15 protein-coding genes are annotated in these 17,474 nt (G+C 71.7%); 6 read left to right on the forward strand and 9 right to left on the reverse strand.

The features are described from left to right. Positions 1–3: 3 nt before the first annotated feature. From ACG02S_RS11665 to ACG02S_RS11680, 4 genes are read right to left on the reverse strand one after another with little or no spacing between them, the layout of a single operon-like run. Positions 4–576 carry a hypothetical protein gene (locus ACG02S_RS11665; protein ID WP_394470624.1) on the reverse strand — a complete coding sequence of 191 codons (573 nt, stop codon included), beginning with the start codon at positions 574–576 and terminating at the stop codon, positions 4–6. Positions 577–617: 41 nt separating this feature from the next. Further along, positions 618–1,022, reverse strand: coding sequence for a DUF1801 domain-containing protein (locus ACG02S_RS11670; RefSeq protein ID WP_394470625.1), 405 nt, complete (start codon positions 1,020–1,022; stop codon positions 618–620). Between the two features lie 35 nt (positions 1,023–1,057). Further along, positions 1,058–1,687, reverse strand: a complete 630-nt coding sequence (gene queE, locus ACG02S_RS11675; protein WP_394470626.1) for a 7-carboxy-7-deazaguanine synthase — start codon at positions 1,685–1,687, stop codon at positions 1,058–1,060. Beyond that, positions 1,684–2,784, reverse strand: coding sequence for a 6-carboxytetrahydropterin synthase (locus tag ACG02S_RS11680; RefSeq protein ID WP_394470627.1), 1,101 nt, complete (start codon positions 2,782–2,784; stop codon positions 1,684–1,686). The genes queE and ACG02S_RS11680 overlap by 4 nt, the downstream gene beginning before the upstream one ends. A 59-nt stretch (positions 2,785–2,843) precedes the next feature. Here ACG02S_RS11680 and ACG02S_RS11685 point away from each other — a divergent pair, with 59 nt between their 5' ends. Beyond that, a complete protein-coding gene (locus tag ACG02S_RS11685; RefSeq protein WP_394470628.1) occupies positions 2,844–4,205 on the forward strand; it encodes an MFS transporter in 1,362 nt (453 codons plus the stop codon). Here the strand turns inward: ACG02S_RS11685 and ACG02S_RS11690 are convergent, their stop codons facing one another. The 3 genes from ACG02S_RS11690 to ACG02S_RS11700 form a co-directional block, all read right to left on the reverse strand. Then, entirely contained in the window at positions 4,206–4,928 is a 723-nt protein-coding gene (locus ACG02S_RS11690) for a response regulator (RefSeq protein WP_394470629.1), read from the reverse strand. Positions 4,929–5,125: 197 nt separating this feature from the next. Continuing rightward, entirely contained in the window at positions 5,126–6,295 is a 1,170-nt protein-coding gene (locus tag ACG02S_RS11695; protein ID WP_394470630.1) for a sensor histidine kinase, read from the reverse strand. Continuing rightward, complete coding sequence (locus ACG02S_RS11700) at positions 6,285–7,586, reverse strand: sigma-54-dependent transcriptional regulator (RefSeq protein WP_394470631.1); 1,302 nt, start codon at positions 7,584–7,586, stop codon at positions 6,285–6,287. The genes ACG02S_RS11695 and ACG02S_RS11700 overlap by 11 nt, the downstream gene beginning before the upstream one ends. A gap of 154 nt (positions 7,587–7,740) precedes the next feature. Here ACG02S_RS11700 and ACG02S_RS11705 point away from each other — a divergent pair, with 154 nt between their 5' ends. From ACG02S_RS11705 to ACG02S_RS11715, 3 genes are read left to right on the forward strand one after another with little or no spacing between them, the layout of a single operon-like run. After that, positions 7,741–10,215 (forward strand): ABC transporter permease, encoded by a 2,475-nt coding sequence (locus ACG02S_RS11705; protein WP_394470632.1) that lies wholly within the window; start codon positions 7,741–7,743, stop codon positions 10,213–10,215. Further along, entirely contained in the window at positions 10,212–11,474 is a 1,263-nt protein-coding gene (locus tag ACG02S_RS11710; RefSeq protein WP_394470633.1) for an efflux RND transporter periplasmic adaptor subunit, read from the forward strand. Before ACG02S_RS11705 ends, ACG02S_RS11710 begins: the two co-directional genes overlap by 4 nt. A 6-nt stretch (positions 11,475–11,480) precedes the next feature. After that, positions 11,481–12,164, forward strand: a complete 684-nt coding sequence (locus ACG02S_RS11715) for an ABC transporter ATP-binding protein (protein ID WP_394470634.1) — start codon at positions 11,481–11,483, stop codon at positions 12,162–12,164. A gap of 134 nt (positions 12,165–12,298) precedes the next feature. On the opposite strand, the gene ACG02S_RS11720 is transcribed toward ACG02S_RS11715, so the two are convergent. Both ACG02S_RS11720 and ACG02S_RS11725 read right to left on the reverse strand, forming a co-directional pair. Then, on the reverse strand, positions 12,299–12,859 hold the full coding sequence (locus ACG02S_RS11720; RefSeq protein ID WP_394470635.1) for a prolyl hydroxylase family protein: 561 nt from the start codon (positions 12,857–12,859) through the stop codon (positions 12,299–12,301). A gap of 83 nt (positions 12,860–12,942) precedes the next feature. Further along, entirely contained in the window at positions 12,943–13,251 is a 309-nt protein-coding gene (locus ACG02S_RS11725; protein ID WP_394470636.1) for a hypothetical protein, read from the reverse strand. Positions 13,252–13,461: 210 nt separating this feature from the next. On the opposite strand from ACG02S_RS11725, the gene ACG02S_RS11730 reads away from it, so the two are divergent. Together ACG02S_RS11730 and ACG02S_RS11735 are read left to right on the forward strand one after the other, a co-directional pair. Then, positions 13,462–14,211 (forward strand): AAA family ATPase, encoded by a 750-nt coding sequence (locus tag ACG02S_RS11730; protein ID WP_394470637.1) that lies wholly within the window; start codon positions 13,462–13,464, stop codon positions 14,209–14,211. Between the two features lie 58 nt (positions 14,212–14,269). Then, the gene (locus ACG02S_RS11735; protein ID WP_394470638.1) at positions 14,270–17,365 is read left to right on the forward strand and encodes a ligand-binding sensor domain-containing diguanylate cyclase; all 3,096 of its coding nucleotides are present in this window, start codon (positions 14,270–14,272) and stop codon (positions 17,363–17,365) included. The last annotated feature ends 109 nt before the right edge of the window (positions 17,366–17,474 follow it).

The raw sequence follows: 17,474 nt of genomic DNA on the forward strand, positions 1-17,474 counted from the left end.
GTGTCAGCAGCCGGTCTTTCCCGAAGGTTCGCGGCTGACCTCGCCGGTCTTCAGGCGCACGGTCACCACGAAGCCCAGCACGTCCATGAGCTCGAGCGTGCCGGCCCGGGAGTTGAGTCGCGTTTGCGCATGGCATCGCCACCAGACCGAAGACACGCTCTCACTGAACTTCGCGATCTCCTGCGGCGCGTAGATGTCCGCCAGCCCCAGGTTGCGCACGACCCGGCCCTGCGGCGAATACACCACCACCACCGCATTGCCGACGCCCACGCTGTGCCAGTCGTCCAGCGTGACCAGGTCGCCCGCGTCGGAGACGGCGACGAATACCGGCGCTACCGGGTTCAGCAGCTGGAATGACGGTTGACGCACATAGTCGCCTGCGGCGTCCAGGCGATACATGATGGCCGTGGCCGTGGTCGTCGCAGTGGCGCCCCTGGGCGCACCCGGAAGCACGCGCACGACGTGTTGCCCCGAAGGACTCGCCTGTGCCGTCGTCTGCGGCGAAGACCAGGAATCGGCGCTGGCGCTGGTGGCCAGGAAGAGGGATAGCGCAAGGGGAGCGAGTTTTCCAAGCATGCGGGGCCTCGGTGCGTGAAAGAGGTCCAGGGCACGCCGCGCTACACGCACCGCATCCACTGCGCCAACACGCGGCGCAGCGCCGGCAGCTTGGCGCTGACGTCGGCGGCGCCAGCGAACTGCACCTGCGCGCGGTCCTTGCCCAGCCATTTCAGCAGGCAGCCGGGGTCGTCGATGGCCAGTCCGCCCTCGGGCACTTCGCGCGCCTTGGCGCCCAGATGCAGGATGAGGCTGAAGCCGTCCTTGTCACGCAGATGCGTGGTGGCGAAGTAGCCGTTGGCCGTGCGCCAGCTCGGCGCATTCCACTTGATGCCTTCGGCGACATGCGGTTGCAGGGCCGCCATGGCCTGGCGCAGCGTCTCGATGCCGGCTTTGTGCGGGTGCGACAGCGTGGTCATGAACCTGTCGACCGCTTCGCGGGTGTCGGCGGCGGTCAGCTGGGGCATCGCCGGATTCTGGCGTCATGTGCCGGCACCGGCTATCAGGCGATCCCCACCACCTTGTGCATCTGCACCGACAGCCGCCACTGCGGGTGCGCCATGCAGTAGGCCACCGCGGCCTTGGTGTGTTCGCGCTGCAGCACCGAGTCCATCGGCTGCAGGAAGAAATGCTGGAAGTCCAGGCCTTCGAAGCGTTCCGGCATCGCCAGCGGCTGAGGGTAGACCAGCTTCAGCTCGTGGCCCGCGGTCAGCACCAGCGGCGCATCCGCCTTCGGGCTGACGCAGATCCAGTCCAGCCCCGGCGGCGCGGGCTGCGTGCCGTTGGTCTCGACCGCGATCTCGAAGCCGCGCGCGTGCAGCGCCTCGATCAGCGGCGTGTCCAGCTGCAGCAGGGGCTCGCCGCCGGTGCACACCACATAGGGCTTGCCGCCGCCGGGCCAGGCCTTGGCAATCGTGTCCGCCAGCGCGTCTGCCGTCGCGAACTTGCCGCCGCCCTCGCCGTCGGTGCCGACGAAGTCGGTGTCGCAGAAGGTGCAGACCGCCTTCTCGCGGTCCTGCTCACGGCCGGTCCACAGGTTGCAACCCGCGAAGCGGCAGAACACCGCCGCGCGGCCGGCCTGCGCGCCCTCGCCCTGCAGCGTGTAGAAGAGTTCCTTAACGCTGTACGTCATACGGGAATCAATTCTTCCGAGTCAGCCCGGCTGACGATGGCCCCAGACCCGCGCGTCTCGTACAGGTCCACGCGGTCGATCTGGGGCAGCACTGTGCCGCCCTCGCGCAGCACCCAGGCGGCGATGCTCGCCGCGTCGCCGTCCGGCAGATTCGCAATCTCGTACAGCGGGTGGTGGTCCAGCCGCTTGAAGATGGGGTTGAACAACGCCTTCACGTCGCCGAAGTCCACGGTCCAGCCCATCACCTGGTCCAGCGGCGCGGCCAGGTGCAGGCGCAGCGTGAAGGTGTGGCCATGCGTGCCGGCCAGCGGATGGTCGCCGGGTGCCTGGCGCAGCCGAACCGCGCTGTCCAGCGTCATCTCCTTCCAGATGCGGTAGCTCTGGCCGTTGAAGTTGGCGCCGCTGGAGCCGGTCTCGTAGACGGTCACCCAGCTCAGCTCGGGCAGCGCGGGCTTCAGGCGCTGCCACAGCCAGGCTGAGATGTTCTCGCTGGTCGGGTTCTGCAGGCCGGGGATGTCGTTCAGGCAGCGGTAGTTCAGCGCAAAGTGCAGCGGCGCCCAGACGTCGTCGAGGTGGTCGTAGTCGATGGCCAGGTCGCGCTCGCCCAGGTCCGCGTTGGCGTGCAGGATCACCTCGAAGCCATGGCCGTGCATGCGCCCGCACTGGTGGCCAGCCGGCACGTTGGGCAGTTGGTGCGCCGCCTGGAAACGGTAGCGCCGCCACACGTGGGCGTGGCCGGCGCCGTCCAGGTCGACGCCGCTGTGCGTGGTGCTCTGCACGCCGACCTGCACGATGCCGGGCACGTCCACGTCCAGCCGCGAGCGCACCCAGCGGGCCAGGTTCTCGTCGGTGGGTTCCGCCAGGTGGTCGTTCAGCAGCGCGTGGTCGAGGGGCGCCACCGTGTCGGTCATGCGGGCGCGCAAGGCCTGGACCTCGCCGCCAGGGAAGGCGGCCCACCCGGCCGGCAGCGCCGTGCGCACGGTGGCGAAGTAGCTGTGGCCGTGCAGGCCGTGGCTGCGGTGCGAGGCGGGCAACGCAGGGATGCGGCAGGCCGACTCGAAGCCGGCGGATGCGCAGTGAAGGACCGAAACTGACATGCCCCGATTGTCTCTCCGGGGCTTGACTTGAAGCCGGCTTGAACTTTTAGGCTCAAGCCATGAACCTCGCCGACCCCGTGACACAAGCTCCCGCCCACGACGACAAGCTCTTCGCCCCCGGCCGCCGCGCGGCCTGCCTGGGCGCCGTCGCGCTGATTTCCATGCTGGCCTTCGAGGCCATCGCCGTCGCGACAGCCATGCCGGCCGTGGCCCAGGCTTTGAACGGCCTGCCGCTGTACGCGCTGGCCTTTGGCGCGACGCTGGCCACGTCAGTCATCGGCATGACGGTGGCCGGCCAGCTGTGCGACAAGCGCGGCGCCTACCGCGCATCGCTGCTGGGGCTGGCGGTCTTCCTGCTGGGGCTGCTGGTGGCGGGTTTCGCGCCGTCCATGCCGGTGTTGGTGGCGGGGCGGGCGCTGCAGGGCCTGGGTTCGGGTGTGCTGGGCGTGACGCTGTACGTGGGCGTGGGCCAGGTCGTGCCGGCCGCGCTGCACCCCAAGCTGTTCGCGATGTTTGCCGGCGCCTGGGTGGTGCCGGGGTTGGTGGGGCCGGCGTTGGCCTCGGGGCTGGTGCATTGGTGGGGCTGGCGCTGGGTGTTCCTGGCGGTGGCCGCCGTGGTGCCGCTGGCCGCGTTGCTGCTGCTGCCGTCGCTGCGGCGCGGCAGTCCCGGCAGCGGCGAAGCGTTGCGCTGGGGCGCGCTGCGCTGGGCCGTGCTGGCCAGCGGCGGCGCTTTCATGCTGCACGGCGCCAGCCAGCGGGTCGGCCTGAGTGCGGGCCTGCTGTTCGCGGCCGGCGCGGTGATGGCGCTGATCGCCGCGCGCCGGCTGCTGCCGGCCGGCACGCTCGTGGCTGCCGCGGGCCTGCCCACCGTCGTGCTGCTGCGCGGCTTCATCGCCGCCGCGTTTGCCAGCGCCGAGGCCTTCTTGCCGCTGCTGCTGACCCAGCATTTCGGGTGGAGCCTGACGCAGGCCGGCATCGCGCTCAGCACCGGCGCGGTGACCTGGAGCGTCGGCAGCGCCATCCAGGCGCGCGTGCAGGGTGACGCCGCACGGCGCCGCCTGCTGCCCACGGGTTTCGCGCTGGCCGCCCTGGGCCTGGCCGTGGTGATGGCGCCGGTGCTGGCCGCGGCGCTGCCGTCGTGGCTGGCGCTGGTGGGCTGGACCGGCGTGGGCCTGGGCATCGGGCTGTCGTTCCCGATGCTGTCGGTGCTGCTGCTGAAGTTGTCGCCGCTGGAGCAGCAGGGGGCCAACACGTCGTCGCTGCAGTTGAGCGACGCTCTGGTCAGCAGCGCCGCGCTGGGCGGCGCGGGCCTGCTGTTCAACCCGGCCACGCGCCAGGTCTTGCCGGTGCTGCTGATGGCCTGCGCACTGGCGGCGGTGGCCGCCGTGCTGAGCCCGCGGGCCTGGCCGGCCCGGCGCTGATCAAGCGCGCGGCATGCGGTCGGTCGCGCGGCGGCCGCGCCGTGCCGCGGCATAGCGCAGGTGCACCAGCGACTCCACGCGCTTGAGCAGCTCGCGGTCGTTCCAGGGCTTCTTGAAGATGCCGTAGACGCCTTCGATCTGACCCACGCGGCCATGCAGCTCGTCGTGACCGGTGATGGCGATGACGGGCAGGTCCTCGGTGGCCAGGCTGCCGTGCACGTCGGCAATCAGCTCGAAGCCGTCCTTGTTGGGCATTTCCAGGTCCGTGATCAGCACGGCGATCTCGGGCGTGGTCTCCAACGCGGCCAGGGCCTCGTTGCCGTCGTTCACCTGCACGACCGTGAAGCCGGCGCCTTCCAGCAGCCGCCGCAGCTTGGTGCGCACCACGGCCGAGTCGTCGGCGATGAGCACGGCGGGCGGGCCTTCGGGGACCACCACCTCGCCGGCAGCCACGGGCGGCAGCTGCATCGGCGTGGGCGCCGTGACGAAGGCGCTGGCCATGGAGGGCCCGGCGCCGGGCGAACCGGGCAGCGGCGGCAGCACCACCGGCGGCTGGGCCGCGCGGGCGGGCGGCGCGGGCGGGCGCTGCGGGGGGGTGTACTCGCGTGACGGCCGGTAGTCGTCACGCTTGAAGGCGCAGATGAGCACGATGATGGCCAGCGGTACCGCGATCAGCACCGGCATCAAGTAAGCGCCCAACAACTCCTGCAACTCGTGAAACATCGCCCCAACCCCTGCTTGTAGGACAGGCAGCCTACCACCCGCCTGTGGCACCGGCCATGCAGGAATGCCACATATCCCCGTGGCCGTTGCAATCCGGGCCGAGCGCCGGCCCGTCATGGCGATGTGCTTGCGGCTTGAGCTGCAAGCATCGCCTTCCCCTTCGGGGAACGGCCAACGTACTCGTTGGACGAGGGGCCTCAGAACGTCAGCACGAAACAGGCGCCGCCGCCGGGCCGGCGCGCGTGGCGCACCGTGCCACCCAGGCCATGCACCAGCTGGCGCACGACGGCCAGGCCCACGCCGCTGCCGCCTTCTCGGGTGGTGAAGAACGGCGTGAAGATGCGTCCCTCAAGCCCCGCGGCCACACCCGGCCCGTTGTCGGCCACCGTCAGCCGCAGCCGCGCGCCGCGGCTCAGGCGGGCCTCGATGCTGAGCTGCGGTGATTCGCCCTGCGGGCGTCCCGCGCAGGCCTGCAGCGCGTTCTGCGCCAGGTTGATCAGCACCTGCTCCAGCTGTGCCGCGTCGGTGCGCAGCGCCAGGCTGGCCGGCTCCACGCTGACCGCCACCGTGCCGCCTGCAGCCGCCCAGGCGGGTTCCACCAGCCGTTGCACCGCCTGCAACAACTGTTGCAGCGGCGTATCGGCCAGCGTCGGCGCGGGTGGCTGGCTGACGCTGCGATAGCGCTCCACAAAGCCCTGCAGATGCGCCGCCCGCCGCGCCAGCGCCGCCAGCGCGGCCTGCAGCTCGCCATGCTCGCCGGCCGCCAGCAACGCCGGCGCACTGCCGGCCAGCGACGCGATGGGCGTCAGCGAGTTCATGATTTCGTGCGTCAGCACCTGCACCAGTTGCCGCCAGGCGCCCAGCGCCTCGGTCTCCAGCTCCGACTCGATGGGTGCCAGCGCCGCCAGCCGCCAGGCCTCGCCATGGACGGTCAGCGCCGACACGGCCAGCACCGCGCGCTCCTGGCCGTGCTCGGTGGGCAGCGTGACGATGCGCCGGCCCGGCTGGGCGTCCAGCAGCGCCAGCAAACCGGCGGGCTCGGCGGCGCGGCCGGGGGCGACGAGGCGGCGCGCGGCGGCGTTCAGCGCCAGCGGCGGTGCGCCGGCCGCGAGCCGCCACAGCGCCAGCGGGGCATGCTCCAGCGCGGCATCCAGGTCGGGGCGCGGCGCCGGCGTTGGCTCAAGGGGCATGGGGGGTGGGCGGCGGGCCAGCCGTGCCAGCGCCGTCCAGCCGAACGCGGCGGCTGCGAGGCCGGCCAGCGCGCAGGCGACGAGGGCGCGTGGTGAGTCCAGCGACGCGCCGGCGCCGGCCGCGCAGGCCGCCAGCACGACGGCCGCCGCCGCGATGCGCGCGCGTTCAGAGGCCATGCTTGTCCAGCCGCCGGTACAGCGCCGCGCGGCTGACGCCCAGCAGCTTGGCGGCCTGGCTGATGTTGCCGTCGACCTGGGCCAGCGCGGCCTGCACGGCCTCGCGTTCGCGCTGTGCGAGGTCCAGCCCCTGCTCGGGCGGTGAGGGGGCGGCCACGTCCTGCAGGCCGTAGTCGGCGAACGTGAACACTGGCCCGCGTGCCAGCAGCGAGGCGCGCTCGCAGGCCTGGCGCAGCTCGCGCACATTGCCGGGCCAGCGGTAGGCGCTCAGCCGCGTCAGCGCATCGGGTGTCAGCTCGACCGTGCGCTTCGAGAACTGCGCGAGGTAGTGGCGCAGCAGCAGTGCGATGTCGCCGGCGCCGCGCTCGCGCAGCGGCGGCACGCGCAGCACCACCGTGTTCAGCCGGTACAGCAGGTCGGGACGGAAGCGCCGCGCGTCAAACAGCTCGGCCTCGGCCGCGTTGGTGGCGGCCAGCACGCGCACGTCTACCGCCACGGCCTTGTCGCTGCCCAGCGGCGTGACTTCACGGCGCTCCAGTGCGGCCAGCAGCTTGGCTTGCTGAGGCAGCGGCAGGTTGCCGATCTCGTCCAGGAACAGCGTGCCGCCCGCCGCCGCGACGAAGCGCCCGGGGCGCGACTCCCGCGCATCGGTGAAGCTGCCGCGGCGGTGGCCGAACAGCTCGCTCTCCACCAGCGCGTCTGGCAGCGCCCCCATGTCCACGGCCAGCAGCGGGCCGGCGGCGCGCTTTGAGGCGCGGTGCAGCGCCCGCGCCACCAACTCCTTGCCGACGCCGTTCTCGCCGAGGATCAGCACGCTGGCCTCGCTGGCACCCACCTGCGCGATCTGCGCGCGCAGGCTTTGCATCGCGGCCGAGTCGCCCAGCAGCTCGCCCACGGCGGCTGAACCTGGCAGCGGTGCGCGCCGCGCCTGCGCCGCCTGCACGCAGGCCACCAGCCGGTCGTTCGCCCACGGCTTGGTGATGAAGTCCACCGCGCCGCTTTTGAGCGCCTGCACGGCCAGATCGACCTCGGCATAGGCCGTCATGACGATGACGGCCGGCGCGTGGCTGCGCGCCGTGACCTCGTGCAACAACGCCAGCCCCGCCGCGCCGTCGCTGGCGCCGGGCGTGAAGTTCATGTCCAGCAGCAGCACGTCGGGCGCGATCTCGTCGAGCGCCGCCGGCAGCTCGCGCGGGTCATGGCGCACGGCCACGGCGCCCAGCCGGCGCAGCGCCAGCCGCGCGGCCAGCGCCACGTCGGGGTCGTCGTCGAGGATGAGGATGCCGGGCATGGGAGGCCGCGACTCTAAGGGCCCCATGTCCGCCCCGGCAAGGCGGTGTCCGAAAGCGAACAGTGCCGGTGTTCGCAAGCGGACGTTTCGGTGGCCGTGCCAGCCTGCTCCCCAGGGCGCGCCCGCTGGCCCGGCTCTTGCAAAACGGCAGGTCATGACCGCCTTCTCTCTCTCCCTCACCTGGCGCAGCGCCTGGCGCCAGCTGCGCGCTGAACCCGGCCCTGCTGCCCTTGTCATCGTCGGCCTCGCGCTGGGCCTGGCGCTCACGCTGCTGACGGCCAGCTTCCTGCAGGACACGCTGCGGCCCGACGGTGAGCTGCCCGAGGCAGACCGGCTCGTCGCTCTCGAGTGGCGGGTGCGCGGCCCTGGCGGCATCACGACGGAATGGTTCGACCGCGTGCCCACCGTGCCGCTGCACGCCGCGCTGCGTGACAGCGGCGCGCCGGTGGGGCCGATGAGCCGCGTGCTCTACACGCAGCTGCCGGCCCATGCCGGTGAGGCGCCCGGCGTGCGCCGCAGCATGCGCCTGCACATCGCGCTGGCCGATGCCGACCTGCAGACCCTGTTTGACCTGCGGCCCGTGGCGGGTGACCTGCATGCGGCGCTGTCGACGCCCGAGGGGATCGCGCTGACCGCGCGATCCGCCGAACAGCTATTCGGCACGCAGCAGGCGCTGGGCCGCACGTTCACGATCTCGATGCCTCCGCTGCCCGACGGTTCGCCCGCCGGGCAGTTCACGCTGACCGTGAAGGCCGTGCTGCCCAACCCCAATCTGAACGGCACGCTGGTCTTCGATGCGCTGACGGGCTTCAACGCGCCAGCGGCCAAGGTCTACCTGAAGCTGTCGGACAACTGGTACCAGGGCGGGGGTCGCCTGTTCGCCCGTTTGCAGCCGGGCGCCACGGCCGAGACGCTCGGCGTGCTGGGCCAGCGGCTGCTCGACCAACAGCCACTGCCGCGCGGCTTCCCGGCCGACTTCCTGAAGGGCGGCGGCAAGGCCGCTTACCTGCGCGCCCTGCCGGTGAAGGACATCGGCCTGCACGGCGCCGGCAGCCCGCAGCGCCGCCTGCAGCTGGGCAGCCTGGCCGTCGCGGCGGCCGGCGTGCTGGCGCTGGCCGTCATCAACTTCATCAACCTGTGGAGCGTGCGCACGTTGCGCCGCCAGCGCGAGATCGGCTTGCGCAAGTCGCTGGGTGCCGGTGCGGGGCAGCTGGCGCGGCAGTTCTTTGTCGAGGCGCTGGTTGTAGCGGGCCTGGCCGGCGCTTTGAGCCTGCTGCTGGCCTGGTGGGCCACGCCAGTGGCCGAGTTGCTGATGCAGCGCCAGTTCCACGCTCCGGTGCTCAGCCCCGCCATGGCGCTGCTGACCGGCCTGCTGTGCGCGGCCATCGCGGCGCTCAGTGCGCTGCCGCTGGCGACCATTGCGTTGCGCGTGCGGCCCGCCGAGTCGCTGGCCGGCCGCAGCCACAGCGAGGGTGCAGCCAGCCGCTGGCTGCGCCGCGTGATGACGACGCTGCAGTTCGGCGCCGCCGCGCTGTTCGCGTCGCTGGCGCTGACGGTGCTGTGGCAGGCGCGCCATGCGGGCGAGATGCCGCGCGGCTTCCAGCTGGAAGGCCGTGTGGCCATCGACCTGCCATGGTGGACGCAGCCGGCGCAGGTGAGCTCGCTGCTGGCGCAGGTGCGCAGCTGGCCCGAGGTCATCGCGGCCGGCGCGGCCGACGACGTGCCGGGGCGCGACGCGTCCCGCTGGTACGCCGAGTTCCGCGGCCCCGGCGGCACACCCGTCAACCTGCGCACCGGCGTGGACTTCACGCCCGGCTATCTGCAGGCCTACGGCATGCGCATCGTGGCCGGGCGGCTGTCGGCCGACCATGTGGCTGAGGCTGCGCAGCCCGCCATCGTGCTGGACCGCAGCGCCGTGCGCGCGCTGGGCTTTGCCAGCCCCGACGCGGCCATCGGCCAGGTGCTGGGTGTGGCGAGCAGCTTTCGTGGCGGCAAGCCGGTCACCGTCGTGGCCGTCATCGACGACATCCGGTTGGAAGGCCCGCGCAGCCCGCCGCAACCGCACGCCATCACGCCGCTGGCCGCGCGGGAGTCCGGCGCCATTGGCGTGCACAGCCGCGACCCGCAGGCCACGGCACGCCAGCTGACGGCGCTCGTCAAGACCACCTTCCCCGATGTGACGCTGGAGGCGCTGCCAGTGCGCGACATGCTGCTGCAGACGGTGGCTGACGACACGCGTCTGGGCCGGCTCATCGGCGTTGCCGGGCTGATGGCGCTGGGCCTGGCCGCCGTGGGCATCTACGCGCTGGCGGCCTACACGCTGCGGCTGCGCGAGCGCGAGATCGTGCTGCGCAAGCTGCATGGCGCCGGCGCGGGCGCCGTGTCGGCCTTGCTGGCGCGGGAGTTCGCGGGCGTGCTGGCGGTGGCCTGCGCGCTGGCGCTGCCGGTGGCGGCATGGCTGTCGCAGCGCTACCTGGCGGACTTCGTCGAACGCGCGCCCGTGGGGCCGTTCTCGCTGTGGGTGCTGCTGGCGTCGGCGGCGTTGCTGGCGGTGGTGACCTTGCTGGCCGTGGCGCGCCACCTACGCGCCGCGCTGGCGTTGCGGCCGTTGCTGGCTTTGCGCGGATGACCACGATCCCCGCCTCCGGCGCTGCGATGGACCGCCACGTGGCGGTGCCGCGACGTTACGGCGCTTTTGCGCTGGTGGTGGTGGCCGTGGCGCTGCTGGCCGTGCTGGGCGTTCACTACTGGCCGCGCGGCGTGCCGGTGGCGCGCGCGGACGTGGAGATCGCGGCGGCGAAGACGGGCCCCTTTCGCGACGTCGTCGTCGGCCGCGCGACGACGCAACCGCTGCAGTCCGTGCTGCTGGACGCGACCGAGGATGGCCGCGTCGAGCAGGTGCTGGTGGGTGACGGCGCGCGCGTCGAGGCCGGCCAGCTGCTGGTGGTGCTGAGCAGCACGCAGCGCGCGCAGGAGTTGATGGCGCGCTCGGCGGAAGCGGCCCAGCAGACGGCCAACCTCGCCACCTTCCGCGCCGGCCTGATGCAGGCCCAGGCGCAGCTGCGCCGTGAGCTGACTCAAGGCCAGTTCGAGCTGGAGCGGGTGCGCCGCCTGCACGAGCGCAACCGTGAGCTGGCCGCCACCGGCTTCCTGTCGCCGGCGGCGCTGGAAGACTCGGCCGACAAGCTCGTGATGACCGAGCGCCTCCTCACGCAGGCGCGCCATGACAGCCACGAGGAACTCGCCACGCGCCAGCAGTCCATCGAGGCGATGCAGCGCGCCGTGACCGACCTGGACCAGCGCCTGGCCGCCATGCGCACCGCCAGCGAAGGCCTGGTCATGCGTGCGCCGGTGGCTGGCCGCGTGACGGGCCTGACGCTGCAGGTCGGCGAGAGCGTGCGCGCGGGCACGCGCATCGCGCGGCTGGACAGCCTGGGCCGCTTCAAGCTCGACCTTCGGCTCGACGAATTCCACCTCGGCCGCGTGCGCGAGGGCCTGGCGGCCACGCTGGCCCACGGCGGGCGGGAGCACCCACTGCACGCCGCCCGCATCGACCCGCAGGTCAAGGACGGCCGCTTCAGCGTCGAGCTGACCTTCGACGCCGACCCGCCGCCGCTGCAGGTCGGCCAGGGCCTGGACGTGCGCCTCGCGCTGGGCCAGCCCACGCAGGCGCTGCTGCTGCGCGACGCCGGCTTTTACGCCGACACCGGCGGCGCCTGGGCCTTCGTGCTCGACGCGGATGGCCGCCGCGCCGAGCGCCGCCCGCTGCAACTGGGTCGTCGCGCCGACGGCGTCGTCGAAGTGCTGGGCGGCCTGCAACCCGGCGAGCAGGTCGTCGTCTCTCCCTACCGTGTGTTCACGAACGCGCCCGCCCTCCAACTCCACTGAGCCGTCATGTTCCAACTCAAGCACCTGACCAAGACCTTCCGCACAGGCGACATCGAGACCACCGCGCTGGACCGCATCGACCTTGACATCGAGCCCGGCGAATACCTCGCCATCACCGGCCCCTCGGGCTGCGGCAAATCCACGCTGCTGGGCATCCTCGGGCTGCTGGACGCGCCCAGCGGCGGCGAGTACTGGTTCGATGGCCACAACATCGCGGGCTGGAACGAGCGCCAGCTGAATGCGCTACGCCGCGGCCGCATCGGCTTCGTGTTCCAGAGCTTCAACCTCATTGACGACCTGACCGTGGCCGAGAACATCGGCCTGGCGCTGGAGTACGGCGACCTGCCGGCGCGCGCGCGCCGCGACCGCGTCGCCGAGGTCATGGAGCGCCTGGGCCTGAGCCACCGTGCCGGCCACCGGCCCAGCCAGCTCAGCGGTGGCCAGCAGCAGCGCGTGGCGATCGCGCGCGCGATCGCGGCGCGGCCCGCGCTGCTGCTCGCCGACGAACCCACCGGCAACCTCGACAGCGCCCACGGCGCCGAGGTCATGCGCATCCTGCGCGAGCTGAACGCGCAAGGGACGACGCTGGTGATGGTGACGCACTCGCTGGAGCATGCAGCGCAGGCGTCGCGGACGCTGCGGCTGCTGGATGGGCGGGTGGTGGTGGATGCGGCGGCGGCGGTGGGTTGAGGGCAGCGCGCTCCGCGAATGCTCCGCTCTAGCAGCGAAGCTGATCTGCGCGCTGAGCCAGCGAACCGGAGGGCGGAAGCTCTTCAGAGCCCCCATGGGCGGATTGGCATTGCGTGTCCGTGTTGAGCGACCTGCTACGCATCCAGCGTCCCGGCGTCTACGGCGTACAAGACGTCGGATCGGAGAACGTACTTTGTTCCTTCCTTGACAGACGCGCCCTCATGCCAAGTGTCATGAACGAAGAGCAGTGCAGCGCCCGTAGACGGCACGACCTTGAACTCACGAAAGTCCGTTTCTCCTCCGATGAATCCGTCGTTCAGATAAACCAAGAAGGTGAGTTTGCTTGCGAGTCCACGCTCCTTCCAGGGGCCGTCCTTGTGCATCTTGAAACGCTGACCACTCGAGTACTTGTAGAAGCGGATGTCTTTGGGGAGCCCAACGGCGACCTCGCCGTCCACCTTTGGCAGACGTGTGATGGCAATTCGCTGCCAAAGAGCGTCCACCCAGCAACGATGTTCGAACATGGCCCGCTCGTTGTTCCGGATCTTCGGCATCGCAACCTGGCGTTCAACCGTCCGCACGCTGGCTGATTCAAACCCACTGGCCTCTGCGAGGCCAATCAGCTCAGCGCATTCGACCCGGCTCAGAAAGCAGGGAATGCTGAAGACTCGATCCGAGTGGGCTATCAACTGCATGGCGAAACTGGTCTTCAGGAGTCGAAGTTCAATGTCAGCGGGACGGCGGAGCCACCAGCTGCAGTGAAGGGTTGGGATGAGGGTCAGCGGAGGCGTGTGCCATCTGGGTTGATCGCAGCTTCATCCCTTCTTGTCGGGTAGTACTGCTTCTTTTGAGGCATCTCGTAGAAAAGAATGCCGTGGATCCCTTTTGCTTCGGCCTTCGCAACGCGGCGCTGCCAAATCGCGGCGAACGCATGATCCAGCGCGGCCACTGGTGTGCGCGCTATCACTTCGTCAATGAACGCCACATCCTGACCTGCCGGGAAGATCAACGCGAACTCGTCCTCGGTCGCGGCAAAGATGTCGTACATCGCGTTGTCCGCGCCGTCGATGACTTGGATGTTCCTCATGCGTTTAACGTTCTATACGCGGATTGCCAATGAATTCTGCCCAACATCTGCGCATGCAACTCTGCCTCCCAGATTCGGCTCAGAGTGTTGCTCGACCGACGCCGCAGCTGGATGATGCTCAGGCCCGGACGGCCGACGCTACGCTGGCGGCCCGCACCGCTGCCATAGAGGCCGCATAGTCCCGTCCGCCCCTGCCGCGAAGCGCCCGCCATGCTCGCCTCCCAATTCGTCTTCCACCTCGCTCTGCAGCGCGACAAGGTCGAGTCCTTCGACTGCTATCCGTTCAACCTGCCGGCGATCCGTTCGCTGGAACAGCGGCTGGAGCTGCACCCCAAGGTGACGTTCTTCGTCGGCGAGAACGGCTCGGGCAAGTCCACGCTGCTGGAGGCGCTGGCCGTGTCGCTGGGCTTCAACGCGGAGGGCGGCAGCAAGAACTTCAACTTCGGCACGCGTGCGTCGCATTCGGTGCTGCATGAGGTCCTGCGCGTGGCCAAGGGCGTGAAGCGTCCCAGGGACGGCTGGTTCCTGCGGGCGGAGAGCTTCTTCAACGTCGCGACCGAGATCGAGCGGCTGGACGAAGGGCCGGGCGGTGCGTCCGTCATCGGTGCCTACGGCGGCCGCTCGCTGCACGAGCAGTCGCACGGCGAGTCCTTCCTGAAGCTGCTGAACGAGCGCTTCGGCGGGCGCAGCCTGTTCCTGCTCGACGAGCCGGAGGCGGCGCTGTCGCCGCAGCGTCAGCTCGACGCGCTGGCGCGTCTGCACGAGCTGGTGAGGCGGGAGTCGCAGTTCGTCATTGCGACCCATTCGCCCATCCTGATGGCCTACCCGGATGCCTGGGTCTACCGCTTCGACGCCGACGGCATCCACCGCGTGGGCGTCGAGGACACCGAGCATTTCCGCGTCATGCGCAGCTTCATGGCCGATCCCGGTCGGGCGCTGCGCCAACTACTGGACAACTGAGGCCGTCAGATCGCGCCGCAGGGGCCGGAGCCCCGAATCCGGCCCTTAGGATGCCGGGATGATCCTCCTGGTTCGCGGCCTCCTGGCGCTCGCCCTGTTGGCCGGCGCGCCTGCGGCGTGGGCGGATGCCAGCCCGCTGGAGGTGCAGTTCCGCAGCGTCACGGTGCCGATGAACTCGGTGCCGGCCATGGCGCAGGACAAGGCCGGCTTCATGTGGGTGGCCACGTCGCGCGGGCTGACGCGCTACGACGGCTACCGGCTGCGGCCCATCGAGCTGGCGCGCGAAGGCCCGACGGACACGCGGCAGCGCAACCTGGGCTGGGTGCGCGCCATGGCCGCCGGCGGCGATGGCCGCCTGTGGATCGGCACCGAGACGCAGGGCCTGGCGGTCTATGACCCGCAGGCCGACCGCGTGGCGGCGCTGGGCAGCGGGGCGGCGCCGGGCGTGCCCCAAGCGCCCATCCGCGCGCTGGCGGTGGACGCGGCCGGTGATGTCTGGGTGGGCAGCGTGGGCCAGGGGCTGTACCGCTACAGCCCGGTGTCGGAGCGTTTCGAGTCGCAGCCGCTGGTGGTGGGCGGCCAGCCCGAGGCCCGCGTGCTGGCGCTGCGCGTGGGCGCCGACGGGACGGTCTGGGCCGGCCACTGGCGGGGTCTGGCGCGCCTGAAGCCAGGCGGCGGCTGGGAGCAGCTGCCGCTGCCGGCGCTCGGCGACTTGCCCGCGGTCGCGACCGTGCTGACGCTGCTGGAGAGCCGCGGCGGCCGGGTGTGGCTGGGCACGCAGGACGGGCGGCTCGGCGTGGTGGACGCCGCCGGCGTGCGCTGGGTGCAGTCGCTGCACACGCCGGTGCAGGCGCTGGCCGAGGGCCCGGATGGCCGGCTGTGGGTGGGCACCAAGACCGGCCTGTTGTGGATCAACCCCGGCAGTGAGGCCGTCGAGGCGCGGCTGACGCACGACCCGCGCCGCACCATGGGCCTGGCCGGCAACGACATCAGCGCGCTGCTGCGCGACCGCAGCGGCGCCATGTGGGTCAGCGGCTACGGCCTGGGCCTGCAGCGCCACCTGTTCCACCCGGCGCTGGCCGTGCGCGGGCCCGACCTGGAGCCGGCCGCCACGCTGGTCGACGCCGACGTGCGCGCCGTGCTGACGCTGGCCACCGGCGACGTGCTGGGCGCCACGCAGCAGGGGCAGGTCGTGCGGTTGGACGGCCGCGGCGACCTGCAGACGCTGGGGCAGCTGGCGCGCGAGCGCCGCACGGTCGTCGAGATCATGGCCGAGGCCGGTGACGGCAGTCTGTGGCTGGCCGCGGCCGGCCGGCTGGAGCACCGCGCCGCGGACGGCCGCCTCCTGCGCGACTGGCCGCTGGACGGTGGCCGGGCGCAGCGCCTGCTGGTGCGCGCCGGCGGTGACGTGTGGGTGGGCACGCAGGAGGGCCTGTACTGGCTGGCCGCGGCCGACGCCGCGGCGCTGGAGCGCGTGGCGCTGGCCGATGGCCGGCCGCTGCACGGTGCCATCCATGCGCTGATCGAGCGACCCGGCAGCGGCGAGCTGTGGCTGGGCGGCCAGGCGGGCCTGATGCGCGTGCGCGACGGGCGGCGCGCGGAACTGCTGCCGCAGTCCCGCAGCGAGGCGCTGGCCAACCCGGTGGTGCTGGCGCTGCTGCCCGGCCGCGACGGCACGGTGTGGGTCGACACGGCCGTCAGCGGCCTGCACCGCCTGGTGGGCTGGGACGCGCAGGGCGGCGCTCGCTTCGAGCGCGTCAGCGAGCGCATGGGGCTGGAGGGTGCGTTCGGGGGCAACCTGCACGAGGACCGGCAGGGGCGCATCTGGAGCCAGATGAACGTCTACGACCCGCGCGCCCAGCGTGTCGACAGCTTCGGCAGTGCCGAGGGGGCCAGCTTTGGCAGCTTCTGGTTCTTTGCCAGCACCGAGCTGCCTGGCGGCGGCCTGCTGTTCGGCGGCAGCCGGGGCCTGCTGCGCGTGCTGCCCGAGGCTTTTTCGCCGCTGATGACCAGCCCGCCGCTGGTCATCAGCGGCCTGCGCGTCAACGGCCAGCCGCACCGCCCGCCGGGCCCGGACGGCCTGACGCTGCCGGCCGGCACGCGCAGCCTGGGCGTGGAGTTCGCGGCGCTGGACTACGCGGACCCGGCACGGCTGCGCTACCAGTACCGGCTGCTGGGCCTGGACAACGACTGGACCCGCGTTGACGCCAGTGCCCGCAACCCCAGCTTCGGGCCGCTCAAGCCGGGCCGCTACGTGCTGCAGGTGCAGGCCAGCGCGCACCAGACTTTGTGGGGCGCCGAGCAGCTGGAGCTGCCCATCGAACTGCTGCCCGCCTGGTGGGAGACCGCCACCGCCCGCGCGCTGGCCGTGGCGCTGGCACTGGTTGCCATCTGGGGCTGGATGCGCTGGCGCACGCGGCTGCTGCGCCAGCGCGAGGCCGCGCTGCAGGTGCTGGTGGACGAGCGCACCGCCGAGCTGCGCGAACTCAGCCTGACCGACACGCTGACCGGCCTGCGCAACCGCCGCTACCTGGAGCTGCGCCTGGATGAAGACCTGCGGCTGTGCCTGCGTCGCTTCGAGGCGACCGATGGCGACGCCCCCGGCCAGAGCGCCGGGCCGGGGGCCGACCTGCTGCTGATGCTGCTGGACCTGGACAACTTCAAGCGCATCAACGACCAGCACGGCCACGCCGCCGGCGATGCGGTGCTGATGCAACTGGCCGATCGGTTGCGCAGCGTGTTCCGCGAGACCGACTCGCTGGTGCGCTGGGGCGGCGAGGAGGTGCTGGTGCTGGTGCGCGAGACCGAGCGCCGCGACGCCGCCGCGCTGGCCGACCGCGTCTGCGCGGCAGTGCGCGAGCAGCCATTTGACATCGGCCCCGGCGAGACCGTGCACGTGACCGTGTCCATCGGCTTCAGCGCCTTCCCGCTGGACCCGCGCCACCCGCGGCTGTGGGACTGGCGCGCCTGCCTGGGCCTGGCCGACTCGGCGCTGTACGTCGCCAAGGCGCAGGGCCGTGACGGCTATGTGGGCGCCGTGCGCGCCAACGGCTTGTCGCCGCGCGACGCCCCGCAGGGTCTGGACGCCTGGCAGCGCGAGACGCGGCTGGACGTGGCGCGCAGCGCCGTGCGCGACGCCACGCTCGTTGACTGACGCCGGGGCGTCGCGGTCTGCGGGCAAATCCGGGGCCCAATCCCGTCTGATCTGCCGACTGCAGCGGGGGCTGCGGTGACACACTCGCGCCCGAACCTAACTGAGGGAG

Source organism: Pelomonas dachongensis (assembly GCF_043555865.1).
GTDB classification, from domain to species: Bacteria; Pseudomonadota; Gammaproteobacteria; order Burkholderiales; family Burkholderiaceae_C; genus Pelomonas; species Pelomonas dachongensis.